The following is a 19275-nucleotide window of genomic DNA, read 5'->3' on the forward strand; positions in this document are numbered from 1 at the left end:
ACTGCGCTCGGGTGATTTCAGTCCAGGCCATCTTGATCTCATCAGGTTATCGCAAACCCATGAATCATAACCCGCTGAAATCACTCAACTCATTTTCGGTCAGACACTAAGGCTTTCTTCGCGGTTGGCACTGAATAGCCAGGAGAAGCGGCCATTCCTGTCGCCGATCGTCACGGCGCTGTTTGACGTGCCGTAATTTCCCCTGGTTTTATAGGCACCATAGCTCTGAACACTGCCGGTCTGTTTGATCGTTGCCGTGTAATGGTCGGGTATTCGCGTAGTGATCAGGACAACACCGCCCATCGAATTACCAGGATATTCCGCTGCGAACGGGCCATAGAGCATATCGACCCGTTCGATCTGCTCAGGGGCCACCATTCCCCAGCGGGGGGCACCGTTTGTATTGTTATTCGAGATCAGGGCCGAGATAGAGGCATCATCCACATAGACCAGACTCCGTGCGCTGGAATTCACGCCCCAGGTCCGGGTTTGAAGCGTCGCCTGAGTATCGCCGTTATTGCGTTTACGCAGAAAGAGACCAGGTAAATATTTGAGTGCATCTTCAGTGTCGACAATATTGATTGTCGACTCAATCTGATGCCGGTCAATACCTGCCGTCGTCTGAGGAAGAGCGAACCGCCTGACTTCCGGGGCTACCGCACGCCCTGTGACGAACAGAGTCTCAGTCGCGCGCGCGGGGACTGCTACCGCACGCAATTGCGACTTTTCTTTTCCGGACAACATTGTGTGCGCTCTGGTCGAAGAAGATACGACTGTGTCGGCCGGGCTGGCGGCCTCAGCATGCATGGTAAACACAACTGTGGCGAGGGCCAGGTGGCGCAGGTGAACGCCACGCATTGGACGCGCAAGGACGGTATAACGTGACATGATTGCTGTCCCGAACTGACATGGAAGGAGCCAGCAGGGTTTGACCATCCGGATTTCATCGACTTATGCACGATTACGGAAATAGCAGCGTGAGTCACCGTCCGTCGGCATACACAATCCATGAAGAAGTCGTGTTCAGTCTGCTGGCTAAGAGCCGTGCCGCCCGTCCGGATGTTTCCACCCTGACCGGAAAGCAGCTCAGAAGTTCAGGCAGTGCCGGGAGGACCTCGCGCCGGCGGAAGAATACGAATATCGGTAGCCGGAGGCGCCCGTGGCTGCAAAGGACGGTAACGTGGCTGCACCCACTGCGCGGGCGGAAGTGGCAGAAATGTCAGACCCGAGAGGATAATGATCGGGATCTGCAGCAGGGAACAGAGCGGGCATGAACCGTCATGATGATGCGTTACATGACAATGAGACGTGTGTGTCATCCCCGCCATGTGCATGGCCGCCGGGATGACACTGTCACAGACGCCCGGGCGCCCTGCTGCGGCAATGTCAATTCCGGTAAGCCGCCGGATCGTGGCACGCGGCGCTTCATCGGGAAGAGCCTGATTCCCGATCAGCAATTGCCCGATGAAGCCAAGCAATGTGAACGCGACGACAAGCCATCGGCCCGTGGCTGACCGTGTCTCAGGATGGATTCTGCATGTCATTGGATCGGAATATGCAGCACTATTCTGACGCGATCATGAAGCTGTCATGTATTCTGGCTGAGAGGAGTAACGTTCAGGGCGTGAATTCTGTCCTCACGCTCCTGAAGAATCGCCTGACGCCACACCTCACCTGGTCTGACGCCATTAAGACGCCAGTCTCCTAATTCCCGTTCCCGCTGTGCTGCCGGATTATGCGATGCAAGTACGCGCGCATTACGCCAGTGACGGTCGAGTTTCAGTTTCTCACTGGTGGCAGAGGCTCCGCCAACCTCGAAAAGAGATGTTGCGGCTTCAAGCACCAAAGGCAGAATGACCTGCTGCGCGTGATAAGCTTCCAGTTCAGCCTGAAACGACAATTCTTCGTTTTCGTCCCCATTTTCCCGAAACAATGCAGCCTGACCCAGCGTATCAGCGACCCGCCCGACCAGCGCTTCCGCAGCAAAAGCAAGACTGGACAAACGCCCGACGACGCCCTGCACCAGCGGATCAGTACGAGGGCTCGTTTTTCCGGGCACACCAAATGTCCGGCTTCGGGGCTGTACGAACGCGATCGTGTCGCGCAGGACAGCGCGCGCAATTCCTGCGAGCGTGGCAAGATGAAATGTCTGATAATAAGCGAGCAGGAAACGATTGATCGGAAAATCGTCTCCGGTATTGCGGTGATAGATCTGCCATTCCTCGACGGGGACATTTTCGAACACAGTTGTACCACTGCCTGTCAGTCTCTGACCAAAGCCGTCCCAGTCATCAATGCGGGATACGCCGGGAGCATTCACCGGAACAGCAACCCTGACACGGTCCTCACCGTCCATTGCGATGACAGCAATCCAGTCAGCATACAGCGATCCGGTTGAATAGTATTTTCTGCCGTTCAGGCGCCAGGCGCCGTCGACTCTGGTAAGTGTCGTTTCCGTCGATGTACTGGCCGACAACTCTGCCATGGCTGCTCCGAAAAGCGCACCATCGCCTATACGTTCCAGCCACCGGGTGGCTGCCGCATCATCGGATCGTCCCGCCCGTTGCCGTTCCTCTTCAACAAACGCGAAATGAGCCCTTACAATCTGCGGGACATTAGAATCAGCAGCCGCGAGGCTGATCAGAAATGCAAAGGTTTCAGGAATCGAGAGTCCCGCGCCGCCCTGTTCACGCGGCACGCGCAGCTTCAGAAAACCTGCCTCCCTCAGCCATTCGATCGGCTCGAATGCAAGCGTCCGGTTCCGCTCGCGTTCGACGGCGCCATCCTCTATGCGCCGGAAGACTTCCTGAAATCTGTTTCCGGACTCCGGATCAGTGAGACCGGCGTCAGATTCTGGATAGGCGATCATACGTCCCCGCTTAGTTTCACTAAACTAAAAGTGTTTATATTTAACTTCCAGCACATTGACTCACGATTTCATGTGCGTCAATTATATATCCACACAACACGTTGTATTAGATATACATACGCACATGGAGCGTTAATTGTGACAAAAAGCGTGTTCGCTCCCGGAGCCCCTTCCGAAAGTCTGTCGCGCGGAACGCAGTCTGTCGGTGCAGCATGAGCGGTATCACTCCCGCTTACGATACGACTGTAACGGATGTGAGCACTCTGATCGGGCATCTTACTCCATTGCGGGAAAGCTTCGCAGTGAGAGCAGCGCAGCATGATCGCACTGGAACATTCGCTTTTGAAACTGTTCAGGAACTCGCCGATGCAGGTTTTCTGCGGCTGCCGGTGAGCATTCCGGCAGGCGGTTACGGATCGCCTTTATCCGTTGCACAGGAAGTGGTCGGGCTTCTTGCACAGAGCGACCCGGTCGCTGCTTTGCTGCTCGTAAACCACTACATGGTCCACGCATCCATTGCAGCGCGGGATAGCTGGCCCCAGCCGCTTGCCCGGCGGCTTGAAGAGCAGGCAGTGCGTCAGCCTGGCCTTATCAACGCTCTTCTGGCTGAGCCGGATATGGGGTCAGCGTCGCAAGGCGGTCTGCCGGGCACTGTGGCTGTCGCAACGGCTGATGGCTGGCGCCTCAACGGCCGAAAAGCCTACGTCACTGGCATTCCCGCCCTGTCAGAACTTGTTGTCCGGGCGCGTACAGACGAGCAACAGCCTCGCGTCGGACTTTTTGTTGTTCCGGCTAACGCCCCCGGCATTACGATTATTCCGAACTGGGACCATATCGGAATGCGGGCTTCAGCCAGTCATGAAGTCATCCTGCACGACGTCGTCATTCCTTACGAGGACACGACTATCCTCGTACAGGGTGAAGCCAGAGCTGCCGCCGGCTCTGTGCTCATGCACTGGAACTGCGGTCTTCTGGGCGCGCTCTATGACGGGATTGTCAGAGCGGCCTTTGCCTGGACAGTCGATTTTCTGCGAACACGCATTCCTTCAAATCTTGGAAAACCACTGGCAACATTGCCGTCCATGCAGGATGCTGTCGGACGCATCAGTCTTGCATTGTCAACGAACAGCCTCCTTCTGCGCATTTACGCGGCTGACGTGATCGCGGGCGATGATGCGACGATTTCTTCCGCAGCTTCTGTCATCAAGACGGAGGTCGTGGACAAAGCTGCTGATCTTACGATGCAGCTTCTGGCTATTGCGGGCAATGCCGGGCTTAGCGCCCATAATCTCCTCGAACGATGTCATCGCGATGCACTGTGCGGACGGATCCACGCACCGCACGCTGAACTCATCCGCCGTCGTGCAGGACAAGCGGCACTTTTGACTCAACCGCTCTGAAATCAGGAATATTTTATGATCAGTCAGATTGTGGTGGGTGGCGGAGAAGCCGTCCCTCCGCCACCGTGGCCGCGTCAGGCAGCTTTTGTCATCCGAAATAATGAACAGGCTCTGGATGCCGCACGCAGGATCGCCGTCCTGGCTGAAGAAGGCGCAGTCAGACGTGATCGGGAGGATCTGTTTCCCGGTATCGAGCTGGATGCGTTTTCGTCTTCGGGTCTGTGGGGCATTACTGTTCCCGCGGCATGGGGTGGAGCCGATCTCTCCTATGTGACGGTCGGTCGCGTTGCCGTTACGATCGCGGCGGCAGATTCCTCCCTGGCTCAGCTGGTGCAGAACCACTGGGCGACGATTGCAGCCATCCGATCCAGTGCGACAGAAGAACAGAAGGCTGATCTTTTTCCGCTCATTCTGGAAGGTCAGCGTTTTGGAAACGCTTTTTCTGAACGCGGAACGAAAAATGTCAGTGATCTCCGGACTCGCCTGATTCATGACGGAGACGAGGTTATACTGAACGGCGTCAAGCACTATTGTACCGGAGCCCTCGCTGCGGATCTTATTCAGATTGTCGCACTCGATGAAAACGGCCTTTCACAACTGGCGATTGCGGAGCGTAACTCTCCGGGATTAACCGTTTTCAACGACTGGACGGCATTCGGACAACGCGGCACGGGGAGCGGCAGGGTCGTTATCGAAAACGTTCGGGTTCCAGCCAGCCGTGTGATTGCCGTATGGAAAGCTTACGTGCCGGAAGCACCGTTTCCGGACAGTGCCATCTCGCAATTCATTCAGGCTGCAATTGACGGCGGTATTGCCCAGGGAGCGTTACGGGAAACAGAAAAGTTTGTACTGACGCGTACGCGACCATGGGTTGATAGCGGCGCAGAAAAAGCTGCTGATGATCCATACATTATTCAGGCCATAGGCAGTCTGAATGTAAGGCTTAGCGCCGCGCTGGCCCTGCTGGATGAAGCGGGCCGGAGTATCGACACCGCAGTACACGCTCCCTCACCTGACACTGTTGCCGCGGCGCAAATCGCCGTTGCCAAAGCCAAAATTCTGACAACGGAAATCGCGATTGAAGCCGCTGATCGCCTGTTTGAACTGGCTGGAACAGCTTCGACAGATCGGAATCTTGGCCTTGATCGCTACTGGCGAAACGCACGGGCTCACACGCTTCATGACCCGGTAAGGTGGAAATACGCGATTGTCGGGGAATATTACCTGAATGGGCGTTTTCCGCCACTGCATCCATGGAGTTGAAAACATCATTCGAACACAGGGATGTTTCCCGATCGTCCTTCTTATTCGTACATAAACACGGGACAAAATTCCGGCATAATACCAACCCGCATAAAGATTGACCGTCATAAAAAGCCCGGGCTCTGCCCGAACCCGTATGGGAGCGTCACGCGAAGGCGTGCTGCGCACGACGACCCCTTCACCATAACATGTTGATAAAGCAGCCGATTTCCAAAACTCTGCGACCTCTGGCGAGATGTCGGGCAGAGCCCCGGGACTCTCTTTCCGTGTGGCTGCCTTAACGCTGGCTGGTATAAATCGTGGGTTAAAGAGGCTTCGCAATGCACTATTATGTAATGTTATATGTTGTTTATATGCCACATAAATGTATTTTGTGAGCACATGTGATTTTATGTATGTGCATTATTTATTTTAACATTTACGAATGTATTTTCATATCATTTTCCTGGATATAACTATGAGTAAGCGTATTATATCACCGCGCCAGCATCTTTCTCATTCACAACGCTTATCTCTTGCCCTGCGCAACGTAACGCTTCTGCCCGGGGAGACACCGAAGAAGCTTACTTCAGTATTCGCGGGTGGACTTTTCAGCTTTCTGATCGCCAATCAACATGCTGCGGCTCAAACTGCCGTGCACCCGGACGACCAGGGTTCGCACGCCCACATGCATCACGCACCGAACAAGTCAGTTTCAATGCATGATGCAATGACACCTGGCACAAGCGGACATAATCAGCCGCAAGCAGCAGCACATAGCGGCGAACACGGAAAGCATGCTGGCTTAAACGCCACCGGCACCGAATACGTCTCGGTCCATCAACACCATCCCAGCGCAACCCGCCAGGCCGAGGCCTATCTGGCAACGATCCCTGGCGGGACCAGCATTGTCGATGCAGCGACGGTACTGAAAACACGCAATGCAACCAATGCTGACGTATTTAAGTATCAACCCGGTGTGTTTGCACAGGCACCTTGCGGTTCGGATGACCTCCGTATTTCGATCCGTGGTTCCGGTATTCAGACCGGGCTGAACGCGACGCGGGCAGGCATCATGTTCCTGTTTGACGGCATTCCCTTCACCACTCCCATTGGCACGTTCAACGAATTGCAGGAACCACTTGGAATTCGTTATACGGAGATCCTGCGAGGCGGTAACGGTATCGATTACGGCTCGACCCAGCTGGGTGGCGCAATTAATTACGTTACACAAACGGGTTATAATTCAGACCTGTATCAGGCTCGCGTTGAAGCCGGCAGCTTTGGTTACATCAAGGAACAACTCAGTTCGGGTCACGTTATTGGAAAATCAGATTACTACCTCAGCGTAACCAATTCATACCGCGCCGGTTATCAGCAAAACACCCAGACAACCAACTTCGGCGTCAATTTCAACTATGGTTTCAAGTTCAACGACAAGGTTGATACACGCTTCTTCTTCCGTTACCGCCAGACATCGGAAGGCAATCCATTCTACCTTACGCGGGAGCAGGTTGCGGAAAACCCTAAGCAGATGGCACCTGCCTACCGTGGCCTGAACACGAAAACGATCGAGCCCGGCAGCGAATTTATTGCTGACAGGACAACCATTCACATTGATGATCAGTCCAAACTCGTCGCCGGATTTTCTTACATCAATGCGCCGATGAATCATCAGCTGGGAACCTCCTCATCACGCTATTACCTCAGTTATGCAACAGGGACCGTGGACTATCAGCGCCATGATTCCCTGCTGGGTCACGCCAGTGACACGGATATCGGCATCTATACATCGCACGACCTGCAATCGCGGGTCGAAGCGCGCGTCCGTATCCCGTCGGCCTTTGTCGCCCAGGGCGGTGGCTCCTTTAACCAGCTCATCACCAATTCAAATCTGGCGGCAAGCGACACTGTGTTCCACGTTCGTAATAATACTGAGATATTCAAAAACTTTTTTCTGACCGCAGCAGGTGCTTTGACCTACAATCCGCGTGCAGGAAAACAGAATTTTCCGGAATCCAGCTCTTTCAGCCAGAATTCATTGTTTTTTGCACCACGTGGCGGATTCCGTTATATCGTAAATCCTAACGTTGAGATCTACGGAAACGTCACCCGCAGTGTGCAGCAGGCACAGGACTGGCAGTATCTGGCAGGATCCGCCTATACGTCTGGTCTGGCCACAGGATACCCGCACGAGTGGGAAAAATTGCGGCCCCAAACGGCTACAACCTTTGAAGTCGGCACCAGCGGTCATTATCTTGGTACAGAATGGAGCGTTACTTACTACCATTCCGCAGTTCACAATGAACTGCTCCAGGTGGCGTCACCGGAACAGGTTCTGCTGAACATCTCAAGCTATGGCAATGCATCACCTACGACACATCAGGGTGTTGAAACCTCGTTCCATTCCACGCTTTATCAATGGCAGGGAAATGTTATCTCTCTGCGCAATGCCTATACGTATCAGAGCTTTCGATTTAATCATGATGCCACATGGGGCCATAATTATATTCCTGGAATCCCTCAGCATTTCTATCAGGGGGAACTGCATATTGATATGAAAAACGGATTCTATGCTTCGGTTGATGCTGAAGTTTCGTCTTCGGTTATAGCATCGTATGATAACCACTATAAAGCAGCACCTTACCACATCTATAATTTCGATGTCGGCTACCTGTGGCCGAATAAGCATCGCCAGGTGTTTCTCAGCCTGCACAATCTGGCCAACAAGCATTATGCAACGGGCGTGATTCCGGTTGCCACCGAAGCCAATGGCGGTGCTGCTGCCATGCTGGTGGGGGATGGATTTGGTATCTTCGCCGGCGTTTCAATCGGGTTCAATTAACGGCCTGGCCATTACGATCCGTTTATCGACCAGTTTCTCAACCCGGGTTTTCTGGTCGACAAGCCCTGACGCAAAACATTTATCTCAAAATATTTTACATCGTCTGATAGTTTCCGTCCTGAAATTCCATAATATTCATGAATTACTTTCGAAGTTCAATATTATAATATCAACCAGCCTAAAAATTGACAGTCATAAAAAAGCCCGGGCTCTGCCCGGCCCCGGAAGGGAGGGTCACGCGGAGACGTGCTGCGCACGACGGCCCCTTCACCCCGATCTGCTAAGTAACAAACCAGATTTCAAAGGTCTGTAACCTTTGCCGGGGTGCAGAACAGAGCTCTGGACTCTCTTTCCATTATCAAACTCAACACTGCCTGGTATTGTATTATCTTTTCATCAATCATTCCGCTCCGTCCCACACAGAACATCTGTTTTCCGGAAGCGGGACAATTCTATATTAGTTGTAGTATGTTCAGAGCATATCAGAAGTTTCCGGGAGCAGAGATAAGATAAGCCTGAGCATATGTTTAAAGGCTGTTTCAAAGCCTCACTTCCAGGCGAAAACGCTCCCTAAGGAGCGTGACCGGCGAGTATTTTTGAGCACGGAAGCGACCGTGCGGGCCATGAGCATCAGAGCGCAGAAAACGCGCGTCAGATCGCCAGCGCATATGCCTCTGACCGCGGCCTCACTGTTCCCGAAGCACCGTGCCTTGTAATTACACCGCAGCAGGCAGGCTCGCGGACAGTTTCGTGGCTGCCGCCAAGAGAGACCGTGTAAAACTGTGGCGCGGCCTCAGCAGTACGTCGGTCGCGAGTCCGGCTTCAACGATCTGACCGTTCTGCATCACCATCACATCGTCACACATGCGTCGGATCACCCCCATATCGTGTGATATGAACAGGCAGGACAGCCCCAGATCGTCCTGAAGCTCCTCAAGAAGAGTGAGAACCTGATCCTGCACCGACACATCCAGCGCGGAGACAGGCTCATCACAGATCAGGAGATCCGGTTTTACAGCCACAGCACGGGCAATAGCGACCCGTTGCCGCTGTCCACCGGACATTCCGGCCGGACGATGTCCCGCAATGCCTGGTGGCAACCGCACTCTTTCGAGAAGTTCGGTAATACGCAGTTTATGGTTCGTCACCGGCACTCCTGTCACCAGAAGCGCATCGGACAGAATGTCAAAAACCGTCCATCGCGGATCAAAGGAACTGAGCGGATCCTGATAGATCAGCGCCATGAATCTGCGCCGGGCGCGACGCGTGCGCTCCTGTAAACCGGCTGCCACCCAGGGCTCCCCCCGGAATGTGACCGTGCCCGTATCGGGCTGGAGCAGCCCAGCGATAATACGTGATGTTGTCGTCTTTCCTGAGCCGGACTCTCCGATCAGTCCGAGTGTACGGCCGGGCCACAGGGTAATATTCACATCATCGATGATCGGGCGGACAACGCCATCAGGTCCCTTGCGGACGAAGGACAGATTCTCCGCCTGAAGCAGGGGGGCGCCAACGGGAACAGTTGTTGCAGGGCGGGCAGGATGACGTGACGGGTCGGCTTCGAGAAGAGTGATAGTGTACGGGTGTGTCGGTGCAGTCAGGATCTGTTCGGCGGCCCCCTGCTCGACGACTTTGCCATGTTCGAGGACGATAATTTCGTCGGCCAGTTTCGCGACAAAACCCAGATCGTGGCTGATGAGAAGCAGGCCGGTTCCATCCTCGCGCAATGTGTTGAAAAGATCCAGAATCTGCGCCTGTACCGTCGGATCAAGCGCGGTGGTCGGTTCATCGGCGATCAGAAATGGTGGCGACATGGCGATGGCACTGGCAATCAGTGCGCGCTGACGCAAGCCGCCGGACAACTCATCCGGTCGCTGGCGAGCGCGCAGATCAGGGTCACGGATACCCACCTGCTCCAGCAGGTCACAGACCTTCTGTGCCCGTTCTTTTGAAGTGCCCCGGTGATGGGCGAACAGAGATTCGGCAATCTCACTTCCGACCGGACGCAACGGATCGAGCGCCACCAGCGCGTCCTGCAGGACCATGCCGATCCTGCTGCCACGAATGCTCCGCCATTGCCGTTCCGACAGATGACGCAGATCTTCGTCTCCGAGACTGAGACGCCGGGCAGAAACACGGGCACCTGCGCCTGCCAGTCCGATAATACTGCGTGCGGTCACGCTCTTTCCTGAACCGGATTCTCCGACCAGCGCCACGACTTTGCCCCGTCGGAGTGTGAAGGACAGATTATGGACGGCGACATGCTCACCACGTCGTGTCGCGAAACTGACGGAGAGATTCTCCACATGCAGGATCGGATCGGACGCGGCACTCATGAAATGCGTCCGTCGATAACGCGCTGAAGACTGCGACCAGCTATAGTCGTGGCAAGCATGGTCACAACGATTGCAAGACCAGGGAAGAATGTCATCCACCATGCCTCGGCTACGAAGTCCCGTCCCATGGACAGCATTGTCCCCCATTCTGCGGCCGGTGGACGAGCTCCGAGACCCAGGAAAGACAGCGAGGCGGACCAGACGATCATCTGACCGATGCCCATTGTGCCCATGACGATCAGGGGACGAAATGCGTTGGGAAGGATATGCCGGACCATGATCCGGGTCGGCGTATGACCAAGCGCTCGCGCGGCTTCGATATATCCCGCATGACGCACGGCGAGCACCTGACCGAATACAATGCGTGCGTAGCCCGCCGAACTGCCGACACCTATGGCGACGATCAGAGGTATGATGCCACTACCGAGTGTTGCGGTGAACAGGAGAGCCAGGACAAGGGAGGGAATGGAAAACATGACATCCAGAAGCCAGCGCACGCCTTTTTCCAGCACCGGTCCACCCAGGCCACCAGTCAGCGCGAGGATGGTCGCGATGGAAAGCGCGAGAGTGATGGCACTTATGCCGAGCAGAAGAGATTGCCGTGCTCCGTGGATCACGCGGGCCAGCACATCCCGGCCTGACTGATCCGTGCCGAACAGATGGCTGACAGAAGGCCCCTGAAAGGCTTCCCGCGGGGCGATCGCCATGGGATCGACATGCGTGAACAGCCCGGGAGCCAGAGATGCGGTGACCAGAACAACGAGGTAGAGGACAGCCAGCAGAGAGCCGGTATGACGTGCGGCAAACACTGGCACGATGAAGCCGCGTCTTTCGCGTCGGAGAGCAGGCATGGTCATGTCGGTCATGAGTACGATGCTTTCAGCCTGGGGTCGATGAGGCGACGCAGGAGGTCCGCCAGCAGCCCCGCGATGATGTAGATAACGGCGATGAACAGGATGATGCCGGCGACAAGGGGCATGTCATGGTTCGACACCGCCAGGAATAGTTCCCGGCCAAGACCCTTGCGCGAGAAGATCATTTCAATCGCGACGGCATTGCCGACGAGTGCTCCTATGCCCCAGGCTGAGAGATCGACTCCCGGCAGAAGAGCGTGACGCAGGACATGGCGCAGGCGTACCGTGCGGTCGTCCAGACCACGGGCTCTGGCTGTCAGGATACAGGGCTCATCAAGCGCCAGATCAAACGATTCACGCGTGATCTGAGCGAGAAAACCTCCGAGAGGGATACCCATAGCCAGCGCGGGAAGAACGATTGACATTACGCCACGTGTTCCCGCTGGCGGGAACAGACCGAGTTCGAAGGCAAAAGCCCAGAGCAGCAGAAGTCCCAGCCAGAAAGGCGGGAGTCCTGCACAGACGGTTTCCAGTGCCGATGCAAGCGGTCCGGAATAACGCCGTCGCACTGTCGGCATGACGGAAAGCAGAGCGAACAGCCAGGCCACGGCGAAAGCGGTTGCCATCAGTTCCAGTGTCGGGGGAGCCTGGACCCGCAGCACCTCGGTGACAGGCATGTGCTGTGAAAAGGACTGACCGAATTCTCCGCGAGCCAGCCTTGAGAGATACAGACCATACTGAACCAGAACAGGCCGGTCGAGCCCGTATTCGTGACGGGCTGCTATCAACGTTTCCGGTGTCGCATTGGTAGCGCCTCCACCCATGATGGCCAGAACCGGGTCGCCGGGTGTCAGCTGAAGCACGACAAAACAAAGGCTTGCGACAGCGAACAGAACTGTCAGGGCATTAAGAGTCCGCTTAGCGAAAACACGGCTCATACGCAGGAAAAACGGGGTCATCGTGTTATCCATGCATCATAAAGGCTGGTGACGTTCAGGGATGGCTCGATACGCACGTCATGTACGGCCCGGGACAGAGCCATGCGTGTGCTCTGCGGATATGTCGTGATCTGGAGAAAGGCGGCAGAGGCGATCGTCTGTGCCCGCGCGTAAAGTGTCTTTCGTTCTTCCGGATCATTGGTAAGAAGCGCCGCGTTGATAATCTGGTCGAACCGGGGATCGCTGAAGCTCGCAGCGTTCTGGTGGATGCCAGCCTGCGGACCGGGAGGGCCAAGAAAAGCGGACGAAAAGACAATGCGCATGACGTCTGCCGTGTTGGTGTTCCAGTACCCGACCCGCACATCGTAGTCCCACCTGCTCTCACGATCGGTGACAGTCGTATCATCGGCATTTTCCAGAATAACGTCGAAACCCGTGGCGCGCGCGGTTGCCTGCACCTGCTCCCACAGTGTTCGAACCGAAGCGGATAAGGAGGAGCGCATCGGAATATGCACCTGCAATGGCACACCGTTACGGGTGCGGATGCCATCGGCGGTCCGGGCAATCCATCCGGCTTCATCCAGAAGTTTCCTGGCCCGATCGGGATCGTAGTCTCCGTGATGTTCTGTTTCAGGATTGTAGAATGGTGTGGACGGACTCAAAGGGCCTCCTGCCCGCCGGTAATGGCCGAAAAATACGCTCGACAAGGCGCCGGAGACGTCTGCTGAACGGACAAAGGCCTCCCGGACACGGGCATCGCGGAATGGTTCTCTTCGTAAATTCAGAGTTCCGTTTGTTGGATTTCCGGGAAGGTCCGCTTTCAGAAGCCACAGATCGGGATTACGTTGCGCGGGTGTTTCGGCTTCGGGAGGCAGTGAGTCGATGACATCGACTTCTCCGGCCTGCAGGGAAGCGAAACGTACCGATGCTTCCGGGATGATACGCCATATAATGCGATCCAGCCGGGCCGGGCCGGTATGCAAAGCTGTCGGCGGTCCCCAGTGATAGGCCGGGTTGCGATCGAGTATGATTTCATTCTGGCGGTCCCAGCCGACGATGCGAAAAGGACCTGATCCAACCGGGCTCTGGCAGTTTTCATCACGGGAACGAAGCAGGGCAGCGGGCGATTCCATGCCGAGAAACCCCTGTGCCAGCACTTCAAGAAACGCAGCATAAGGTGTATCCAGATGAACAAGAGCCGTATAATCATCGATCACGTCGGTACTTGTATATTGTTTGATATACCCGCCGGCTGTGCTCGATAAAGTGTGTGGGTTCGCCATATGGTCAAGATTCGCCTTCACGGCGGCAGCATTGAACGGCGTGCCGTCCGTGAAAGTGACGTCATGCCGGAGATGGAACGTCCACGCACGTCCGTCTTCTGACACAGTCCATCCCGTTGCCAGCCATGGCAGGATTTTTCCTGATTTATCCATAGCGACAAGTGAGTCCACAAACTGCTCGGCCACAAAAACCTGTGGCATATCGCCATGAACGTGCGGATCCAGGCAGACCGGCTCGCGGTCGGTCGCATAAACCAGTGTGCCGCCCGCGACGGGATTTGTCGCCTCTTTATGGGGCTTGTGCTGCCTGCAGCCGGTTACAGAAAGCAGTAAGAGCACTGCGGCTATCGCCAGGAAACAGTGAGACATCCGCCTGCGGAAAGTCCGGAAGAGGGAAGCAGGCACCATCAGAACACAATTCGCAGAGACATAATACGATCATCAATCGTTGTTATATGGAACAATTCATTGTATTTTACATTTTGTTTGTTATGTCTAGTTTAATTTATCTCATACGATAGTATTTTACCGATACGCCCGAAAACTGATTTTTCGTCGGCCACTTCAGTGATAGCCGGATGCGCATTCTGAACACCGCATAAAGCTGAAATCTCAAATCTCTGATGACGCATGACAAAGGCTATCTATGGCGTTGATATAAGGAATTATATATTTCACTACAATATACGGTTAATTATTTCCACGTTGACATCGTAAAAATGTTTGATAGCGTGTTTATTAAATAATATACTGTATGTTGAAGTGAATATGGATATTTTTCGACGGCTGCCAGAGTTGAGAATGAGCGCGCGATCATGACCCCTCCGTCGGGCGGCGCCCGGAAGACCCTGCATGTCAACCTGTTCGAAATGGCCTGTGTCGGTCACATCGTTCACGGGTTATGGCGTGCACCCGGTAACAATCGTCACCGTTTTTCGGAGCTGTCTTACTGGAAAGAGGTGGCGCAACTGGCCGAACGCGGCCTCTTCGATGCGATTTTCCTCGCTGATGTCGTTGGCACGTATGACAGGTTCGCGGACGGCACGAATGCCGCGCTGCGCCAGGGCGTGCAGATCCCGAACCTTGATCCCCTGATGCTGGTGCCGGCCATGGCGGCCGTCACCTCTCATCTTGGCTTCGGCGTAACCTTTTCAACCACGTATGAGCCCCCTTTTGCCTTCGCACGACGCATGGCGACGCTCGACGTACTGACGGAAGGACGTGTGGGATGGAACATCGTCACATCCTATCTTCAGAGCGCCGCCCGCAATTTCGGGCTGGAAGACGAAATTCCTCATGACGAACGTTATGTGATCGCTGATGAATATATCGACGTGCTCTATAAACTCTGGGAAGGAAGCTGGGATGATGACGCCATCGTTGCTGACCGTATTGCCGATATTTTCACCGATCCTTCGCGCGTCCGGCCCATCAACCATCGGGGGACGCATTTTCAGGTCGCGGGGCCGCATCTCGTCCAGCCTTCCCGTCAAAGAACACCCGTCCTTTTTCAGGCCACCGGCTCGCCGGCCGGCCTTGAATACGCTGCACGTCATGCGGAAGTCGTGTTCATCGGTGGTCAGACAACGGCTGATGTAAGGCATAATATTTCAAAGACCCGCAAGCGCGCTGAAGCTTACGGAAGACACCCGGACGATATCCGCTTTCTCGTGCAGGCGGGAATCATCACGGCGCCAACGGAGAAAGAGGCGCAGGAAAAACTGCACTATTATCGGGAGTTCTACAGTGTCGAAGGCGCGCTCGTTCACGCTCAGGCGGAAGTCGATCTGCGTCGCTTCGATCCCGCCGAGACGATAGAATCCGTTATCGCCCGCGAAGGCGCTGCTTTCGGCAATATGGGGCGCCGCTTTCATCCCGGACAGACAGTTGGCGATGCTCTTCAGCAGATCGCCCGCTTCGATGAAGGACGCTATTTTATCGCAGGCACGCCGGAGCGCGTGGCGGATGCAATTGAATCCTGGCTGGATGATGACGATATCGACGGGATCAACCTGCGTCAGTATCATTCCTTTGATACAGCACGCGATTTCATTGATCTGGTGGTGCCTGAACTCCAGGAACGGGGCCGTTACCGGACCGCCTATACGCCGGGCGAGACTCTCCGCGAACGTCTTTTTGGTGCAGGTGAGGCACGGCTTCCGGAGAGGCATCCCGGCGCCCGCTATCGTAATCCGGATGCACTGAACACGCCCACAGCCCCCCTGTTCCCCGCACAGCCTTCAATCAGGATGCCGCAACAATGACTTTCCCTGTTCCCGACAAGATCAATGCTCTCTGGTTTCTGCCGACACACGGAGATTCCCGCTTTCTCGGCACCCAGAAAGGTGGTCGGCCGGTTGATCTGCCTTATTTGCAGCAGGTGGCCCGTGCGGCAGACTCGCTTGGCTTTTATGGCGTCCTGATTCCCACCGGCCGCAGCTGCGAAGATAGCTGGGTCGTGGCATCCGCACTGGCTCCCTCCACAGAACGGCTGCGTTTTCTTATCGCCGTCCGGCCCGGACTGCAGTCCCCCACACTCTCCGCCCGTATGACCGCAACCCTGGACCGGATTTCCAGCGGCCGGCTCCTTATCAATGTCGTGACCGGCGGTGATCCGAAAGAAAATGCAGGCGATGGTTTCTTTGCCGATCACGCCGAGCGTTATGAGGTCACCGATGAGTTTCTCGATATCTACCGCGCTCTGCTGCGGGGAGAGACCGTTAATTATACCAGCAAACACTTTCGTATCGAGGAAGGCCGCATCCTCTTTCCGTCCTTCCAGAAAAACGGTCCTCCGATCTATTTCGGCGGTTCGTCGGAAGCAGGCATCGACGTTGCCGCAAAACATGTCGATAAATATCTGACCTGGGGCGAACCTCCGGCGCAGGTTGCAGAGAAAATCGGAATCGTCCGTCGGAGGGCCGAGGCACAGGGACGCACGGTTTCCTTCGGGATCCGGCTGCACGTCATTGTGCGTCACACGAACGAAGCCGCCTGGGCAGAAGCTGAGCGGCTGATTTCCTATCTTGACGATAATACCATCGCCAGGGCGCAGAGCGTGTTTGCGCGCATGGATTCTGTCGGACAGGATCGCATGCGGGCGCTCCACGGGGGCAGACGCGACAAACTTGAAGTCAGTCCGAATCTGTGGGCCGGCGTGGGCCTCGTCCGCGGAGGTGCCGGAACGGCGCTTGTCGGTGACCCGGCCACCATCGCCGAACGAATTGATGAATATCGACGCCTTGGAATCGATACTTTCATCTTCTCGGGATATCCGCACCTGGAAGAAGCCTACCAGGTCGGTGAGCAGGTTCTGCCGCTCCTTCCCCTCGCCCACCCGATCCGGCCTGCCGCATCGATCAGCAATATGGGGCCTTTCGGTGAAACCATAGCCGGTGATCACCGGCCACATGCGAAGGGAGAGTAACCATGTCCCTCAGTCTCCGGGCACAGACAGACGTTGCACGCCTCCCCGGCCACCCTCTGCTCAGAAGCGTCCCCCCGTCCGCCGACCCGGCGCAGTTCCGGGACGGCATGGCCCTGCTGGCCGCAGCGGTCAGCATCATAACCACAGACGGCGATAACGGTCGTCACGGTTTCACCGCGTCCGCCGTCTGCAGTGTGTCCGACGATCCCCCAACCCTGCTGGTCTGTATCAATCGTGTCGCCAGCGCCCATCCGTATATCCTGGATCACGGCACGCTCGCGGTGAATGTGCTGACCGGCGACCAGCAGGCCCTGTCATCGGCTTTCAGCAGTCGCTCGAAGACGATGGAGGAACGCTTCGCCGCAGCCACATGGAACCGCGGCACCGTCGGCTCCCCACTGCTCGCGGATGCGCTTGCAAGCTTCGAATGTATCGTGGACCAGGCAATCGACGCCGGTACGCACACCGTCGTCCTTGCGCGTGTCGTCGATATTGTTCTCTCGACCGAAGCCCCGGACAGTCTCGTCTGGTTTTCCAGACGATATGCCGCCCTGCCCCGCGATGCCTGAACGGCGCTGAGCTTCCGTCGCGACACGATCCCGGTCATCGCCGGAAAATCAGGGACAGTCCGGGCTGGTAAAGAGCTTTCCAGATAAATAGGATTCCAAAGATGGCGGAACTGCGCCTGAACGCTTTCGATATGAACTGCGTGTCTCACCAGGCCAGCGGCCTGTGGCGCCACCCACGCGATCGTTCAGCCGATTATCGTAAACTCGGCTACTGGACAGACCTTGCCAGGTTACTGGAAAAAGGACTGTTCGACGGCCTCTTTCTCGCCGATGTTCTTGGCGTCTACGACGTTTACGGTGGCAGCCCGGACGCGGCGCTCCGGAATGCCGCGCAGGTCCCCGTTAACGACCCGGCCATGCTGATTTCCGCAATGGCTGCGGTGACATCCGATCTTGGTTTCGGGCTGACCAGTACATTATCTTACGAACCGCCCTATCCCTTTGCCCGTCGCATGTCGACGCTTGATCACCTCACGGACGGGCGCATCGGCTGGAATATCGTAACAGGCTATCTCGACAGCGCTGCCCGGGGCACGGGTCTGAAACGTCAGGCATCGCATGATACCCGTTATGATATCGCGGATGAATATCTGCACCTCGTCTACAGGCTGTGGGAGGAAAGCTGGAGTGACACCGCCGTCATTCGCGATAAGGAACGCGGCATCTTTACCGAGCCCGACCAGGTGCGACGCATTATCCACGAAGGCGAATACTTTAAACTGAATGCCATCCATCTCAGCGAACCGTCTCTCCAGCGGACACCGGTGCTTTATCAGGCAGGCTCTTCAGCCCGGGGACGGGAATTCGCCGCCCGCCACGCGGAATGTGTCTTCGTGGCCGGTCCCTCCGCAGCCGTCGTGGCTGAAAGCGTGACAGATATTCGTGCACGGGCACGCGCGGCAGGGCGCCCGCCGGAACACCCCCTGATCTTCTCCCTGCTGACCATCATCACGGGGCCGGACGATGAGGCCGCTCAGGCGAAATGGGAAGATTACAGACGCTATATCAGCCTTGAAGGCGCGCTGACCCTCCTTTCCGGCTGGACCGGAATTGATTTCTCCCGGTATTCACCCGACGATCCGGTCCGCCACATCCGCAATGACGCCATCCATTCGGCAATCGACGCTCTGACAGTTCAGGACCCCGGACGCGTGTGGACAGTAGGTGAACTGGCACAGCACGCGGCAATCGGAGGAATGGGCACCACCATCACAGGTGGTCCGGAGCGGATAGCAGATCTGCTCGAAGACTGGGTCGTGAAGACCGGTGTGGACGGTTTCAATCTGGCCTACGCCGTTGCTCCCGAAACATTCACCGATGTGGTTGATCTGATCGTGCCGGTCCTGCAACGGCGAGGCATTTACAAACGTGAATACCGGCCCGGAACACTTCGTGAAAAACTCTTCGGTCGGGGTGACAGACTACGAACGGATCATCCCGGTGGCCGCGTGCATCTCCCCGCAGTGAGCCATATCTGATGTCACACCTCAGAGGCTGTTTCAAAAGCCCCTC

Annotated in this window: 14 protein-coding genes; 7 read left to right on the forward strand and 7 right to left on the reverse strand. The window is 56.0% G+C overall.

The genetic code is table 11. The features are described from left to right. Nucleotides 1-99: 99 nt before the first annotated feature. The 3 genes from GOB85_RS15220 to GOB85_RS15230 form a co-directional block, all read right to left on the reverse strand. Nucleotides 100-888, reverse strand: coding sequence for a TonB-dependent receptor plug domain-containing protein (locus tag GOB85_RS15220; RefSeq protein WP_242011552.1), 789 nt, complete (start codon nt 886-888; stop codon nt 100-102). A gap of 206 nt (nt 889-1094) precedes the next feature. Further along, complete coding sequence (locus tag GOB85_RS15225; RefSeq protein WP_173578354.1) at nt 1095-1544, reverse strand: DUF2946 family protein; 450 nt, start codon at nt 1542-1544, stop codon at nt 1095-1097. A gap of 44 nt (nt 1545-1588) precedes the next feature. Continuing rightward, entirely contained in the window at nt 1589-2869 is a 1281-nt protein-coding gene (locus tag GOB85_RS15230) for an acyl-CoA dehydrogenase family protein (RefSeq protein WP_173578353.1), read from the reverse strand. Between the two features lie 212 nt (nt 2870-3081). On the opposite strand from GOB85_RS15230, the gene GOB85_RS15235 reads away from it, so the two are divergent. The 3 genes from GOB85_RS15235 to GOB85_RS15245 all read left to right on the forward strand — a co-directional run bounded on the left by GOB85_RS15235 (nt 3082) and on the right by GOB85_RS15245 (nt 8356). Further along, nucleotides 3082-4269 (forward strand): acyl-CoA dehydrogenase family protein, encoded by a 1188-nt coding sequence (locus tag GOB85_RS15235; RefSeq protein ID WP_173578352.1) that lies wholly within the window; start codon nt 3082-3084, stop codon nt 4267-4269. A 15-nt stretch (nt 4270-4284) separates the two neighbouring features. Next, nucleotides 4285-5532 carry an SfnB family sulfur acquisition oxidoreductase gene (locus GOB85_RS15240; protein WP_173578351.1) on the forward strand — a complete coding sequence of 416 codons (1248 nt, stop codon included), beginning with the start codon at nt 4285-4287 and terminating at the stop codon, nt 5530-5532. Nucleotides 5533-5989: 457 nt separating this feature from the next. Next, entirely contained in the window at nt 5990-8356 is a 2367-nt protein-coding gene (locus GOB85_RS15245) for a TonB-dependent receptor family protein (RefSeq protein ID WP_173578350.1), read from the forward strand. Nucleotides 8357-9072: 716 nt separating this feature from the next. Here the strand turns inward: GOB85_RS15245 and nikE are convergent. The 4 genes from nikE to GOB85_RS15265 are packed head-to-tail and all read right to left on the reverse strand — an operon-like array spanning nt 9073 to nt 14136. Continuing rightward, a complete protein-coding gene (nikE, locus tag GOB85_RS15250; protein WP_173578349.1) occupies nt 9073-10692 on the reverse strand; it encodes a nickel ABC transporter ATP-binding protein NikE in 1620 nt (539 codons plus the stop codon). After that, nucleotides 10689-11558 (reverse strand): ABC transporter permease, encoded by an 870-nt coding sequence (locus tag GOB85_RS15255; protein ID WP_173578348.1) that lies wholly within the window; start codon nt 11556-11558, stop codon nt 10689-10691. The genes nikE and GOB85_RS15255 overlap by 4 nt, the downstream gene beginning before the upstream one ends. Further along, nucleotides 11555-12505, reverse strand: coding sequence for an ABC transporter permease (locus GOB85_RS15260; protein ID WP_173578347.1), 951 nt, complete (start codon nt 12503-12505; stop codon nt 11555-11557). Before GOB85_RS15260 ends, GOB85_RS15255 begins: the two co-directional genes overlap by 4 nt. Continuing rightward, nucleotides 12502-14136, reverse strand: coding sequence for an ABC transporter substrate-binding protein (locus GOB85_RS15265; RefSeq protein ID WP_173578346.1), 1635 nt, complete (start codon nt 14134-14136; stop codon nt 12502-12504). The genes GOB85_RS15260 and GOB85_RS15265 overlap by 4 nt, the downstream gene beginning before the upstream one ends. A gap of 446 nt (nt 14137-14582) precedes the next feature. Between GOB85_RS15265 and GOB85_RS15270 the strand changes: the two genes are divergently transcribed. The 4 genes from GOB85_RS15270 (at nt 14583) to GOB85_RS15285 (ending at nt 19241) form a co-directional block, all read left to right on the forward strand. Next, the gene (locus GOB85_RS15270) at nt 14583-16031 is read left to right on the forward strand and encodes an LLM class flavin-dependent oxidoreductase (protein WP_173578345.1); all 1449 of its coding nucleotides are present in this window, start codon (nt 14583-14585) and stop codon (nt 16029-16031) included. Then, nucleotides 16028-17194 carry an FMNH2-dependent alkanesulfonate monooxygenase gene (ssuD, locus tag GOB85_RS15275; protein ID WP_173578344.1) on the forward strand — a complete coding sequence of 389 codons (1167 nt, stop codon included), beginning with the start codon at nt 16028-16030 and terminating at the stop codon, nt 17192-17194. The genes GOB85_RS15270 and ssuD overlap by 4 nt, the downstream gene beginning before the upstream one ends. 107 nt (nt 17195-17301) lie before the next feature. Next, on the forward strand, nt 17302-17763 hold the full coding sequence (locus tag GOB85_RS15280) for a flavin reductase (RefSeq protein WP_242011554.1): 462 nt from the start codon (nt 17302-17304) through the stop codon (nt 17761-17763). 101 nt (nt 17764-17864) lie between these two features. Further along, on the forward strand, nt 17865-19241 hold the full coding sequence (locus GOB85_RS15285; RefSeq protein ID WP_173578342.1) for an LLM class flavin-dependent oxidoreductase: 1377 nt from the start codon (nt 17865-17867) through the stop codon (nt 19239-19241). Nucleotides 19242-19275 lie beyond the last annotated feature (34 nt).

The organism is Acetobacter fallax (genome assembly GCF_011516735.1).
In the GTDB taxonomy this organism is placed as follows: domain Bacteria; phylum Pseudomonadota; class Alphaproteobacteria; order Acetobacterales; family Acetobacteraceae; genus Acetobacter; species Acetobacter fallax.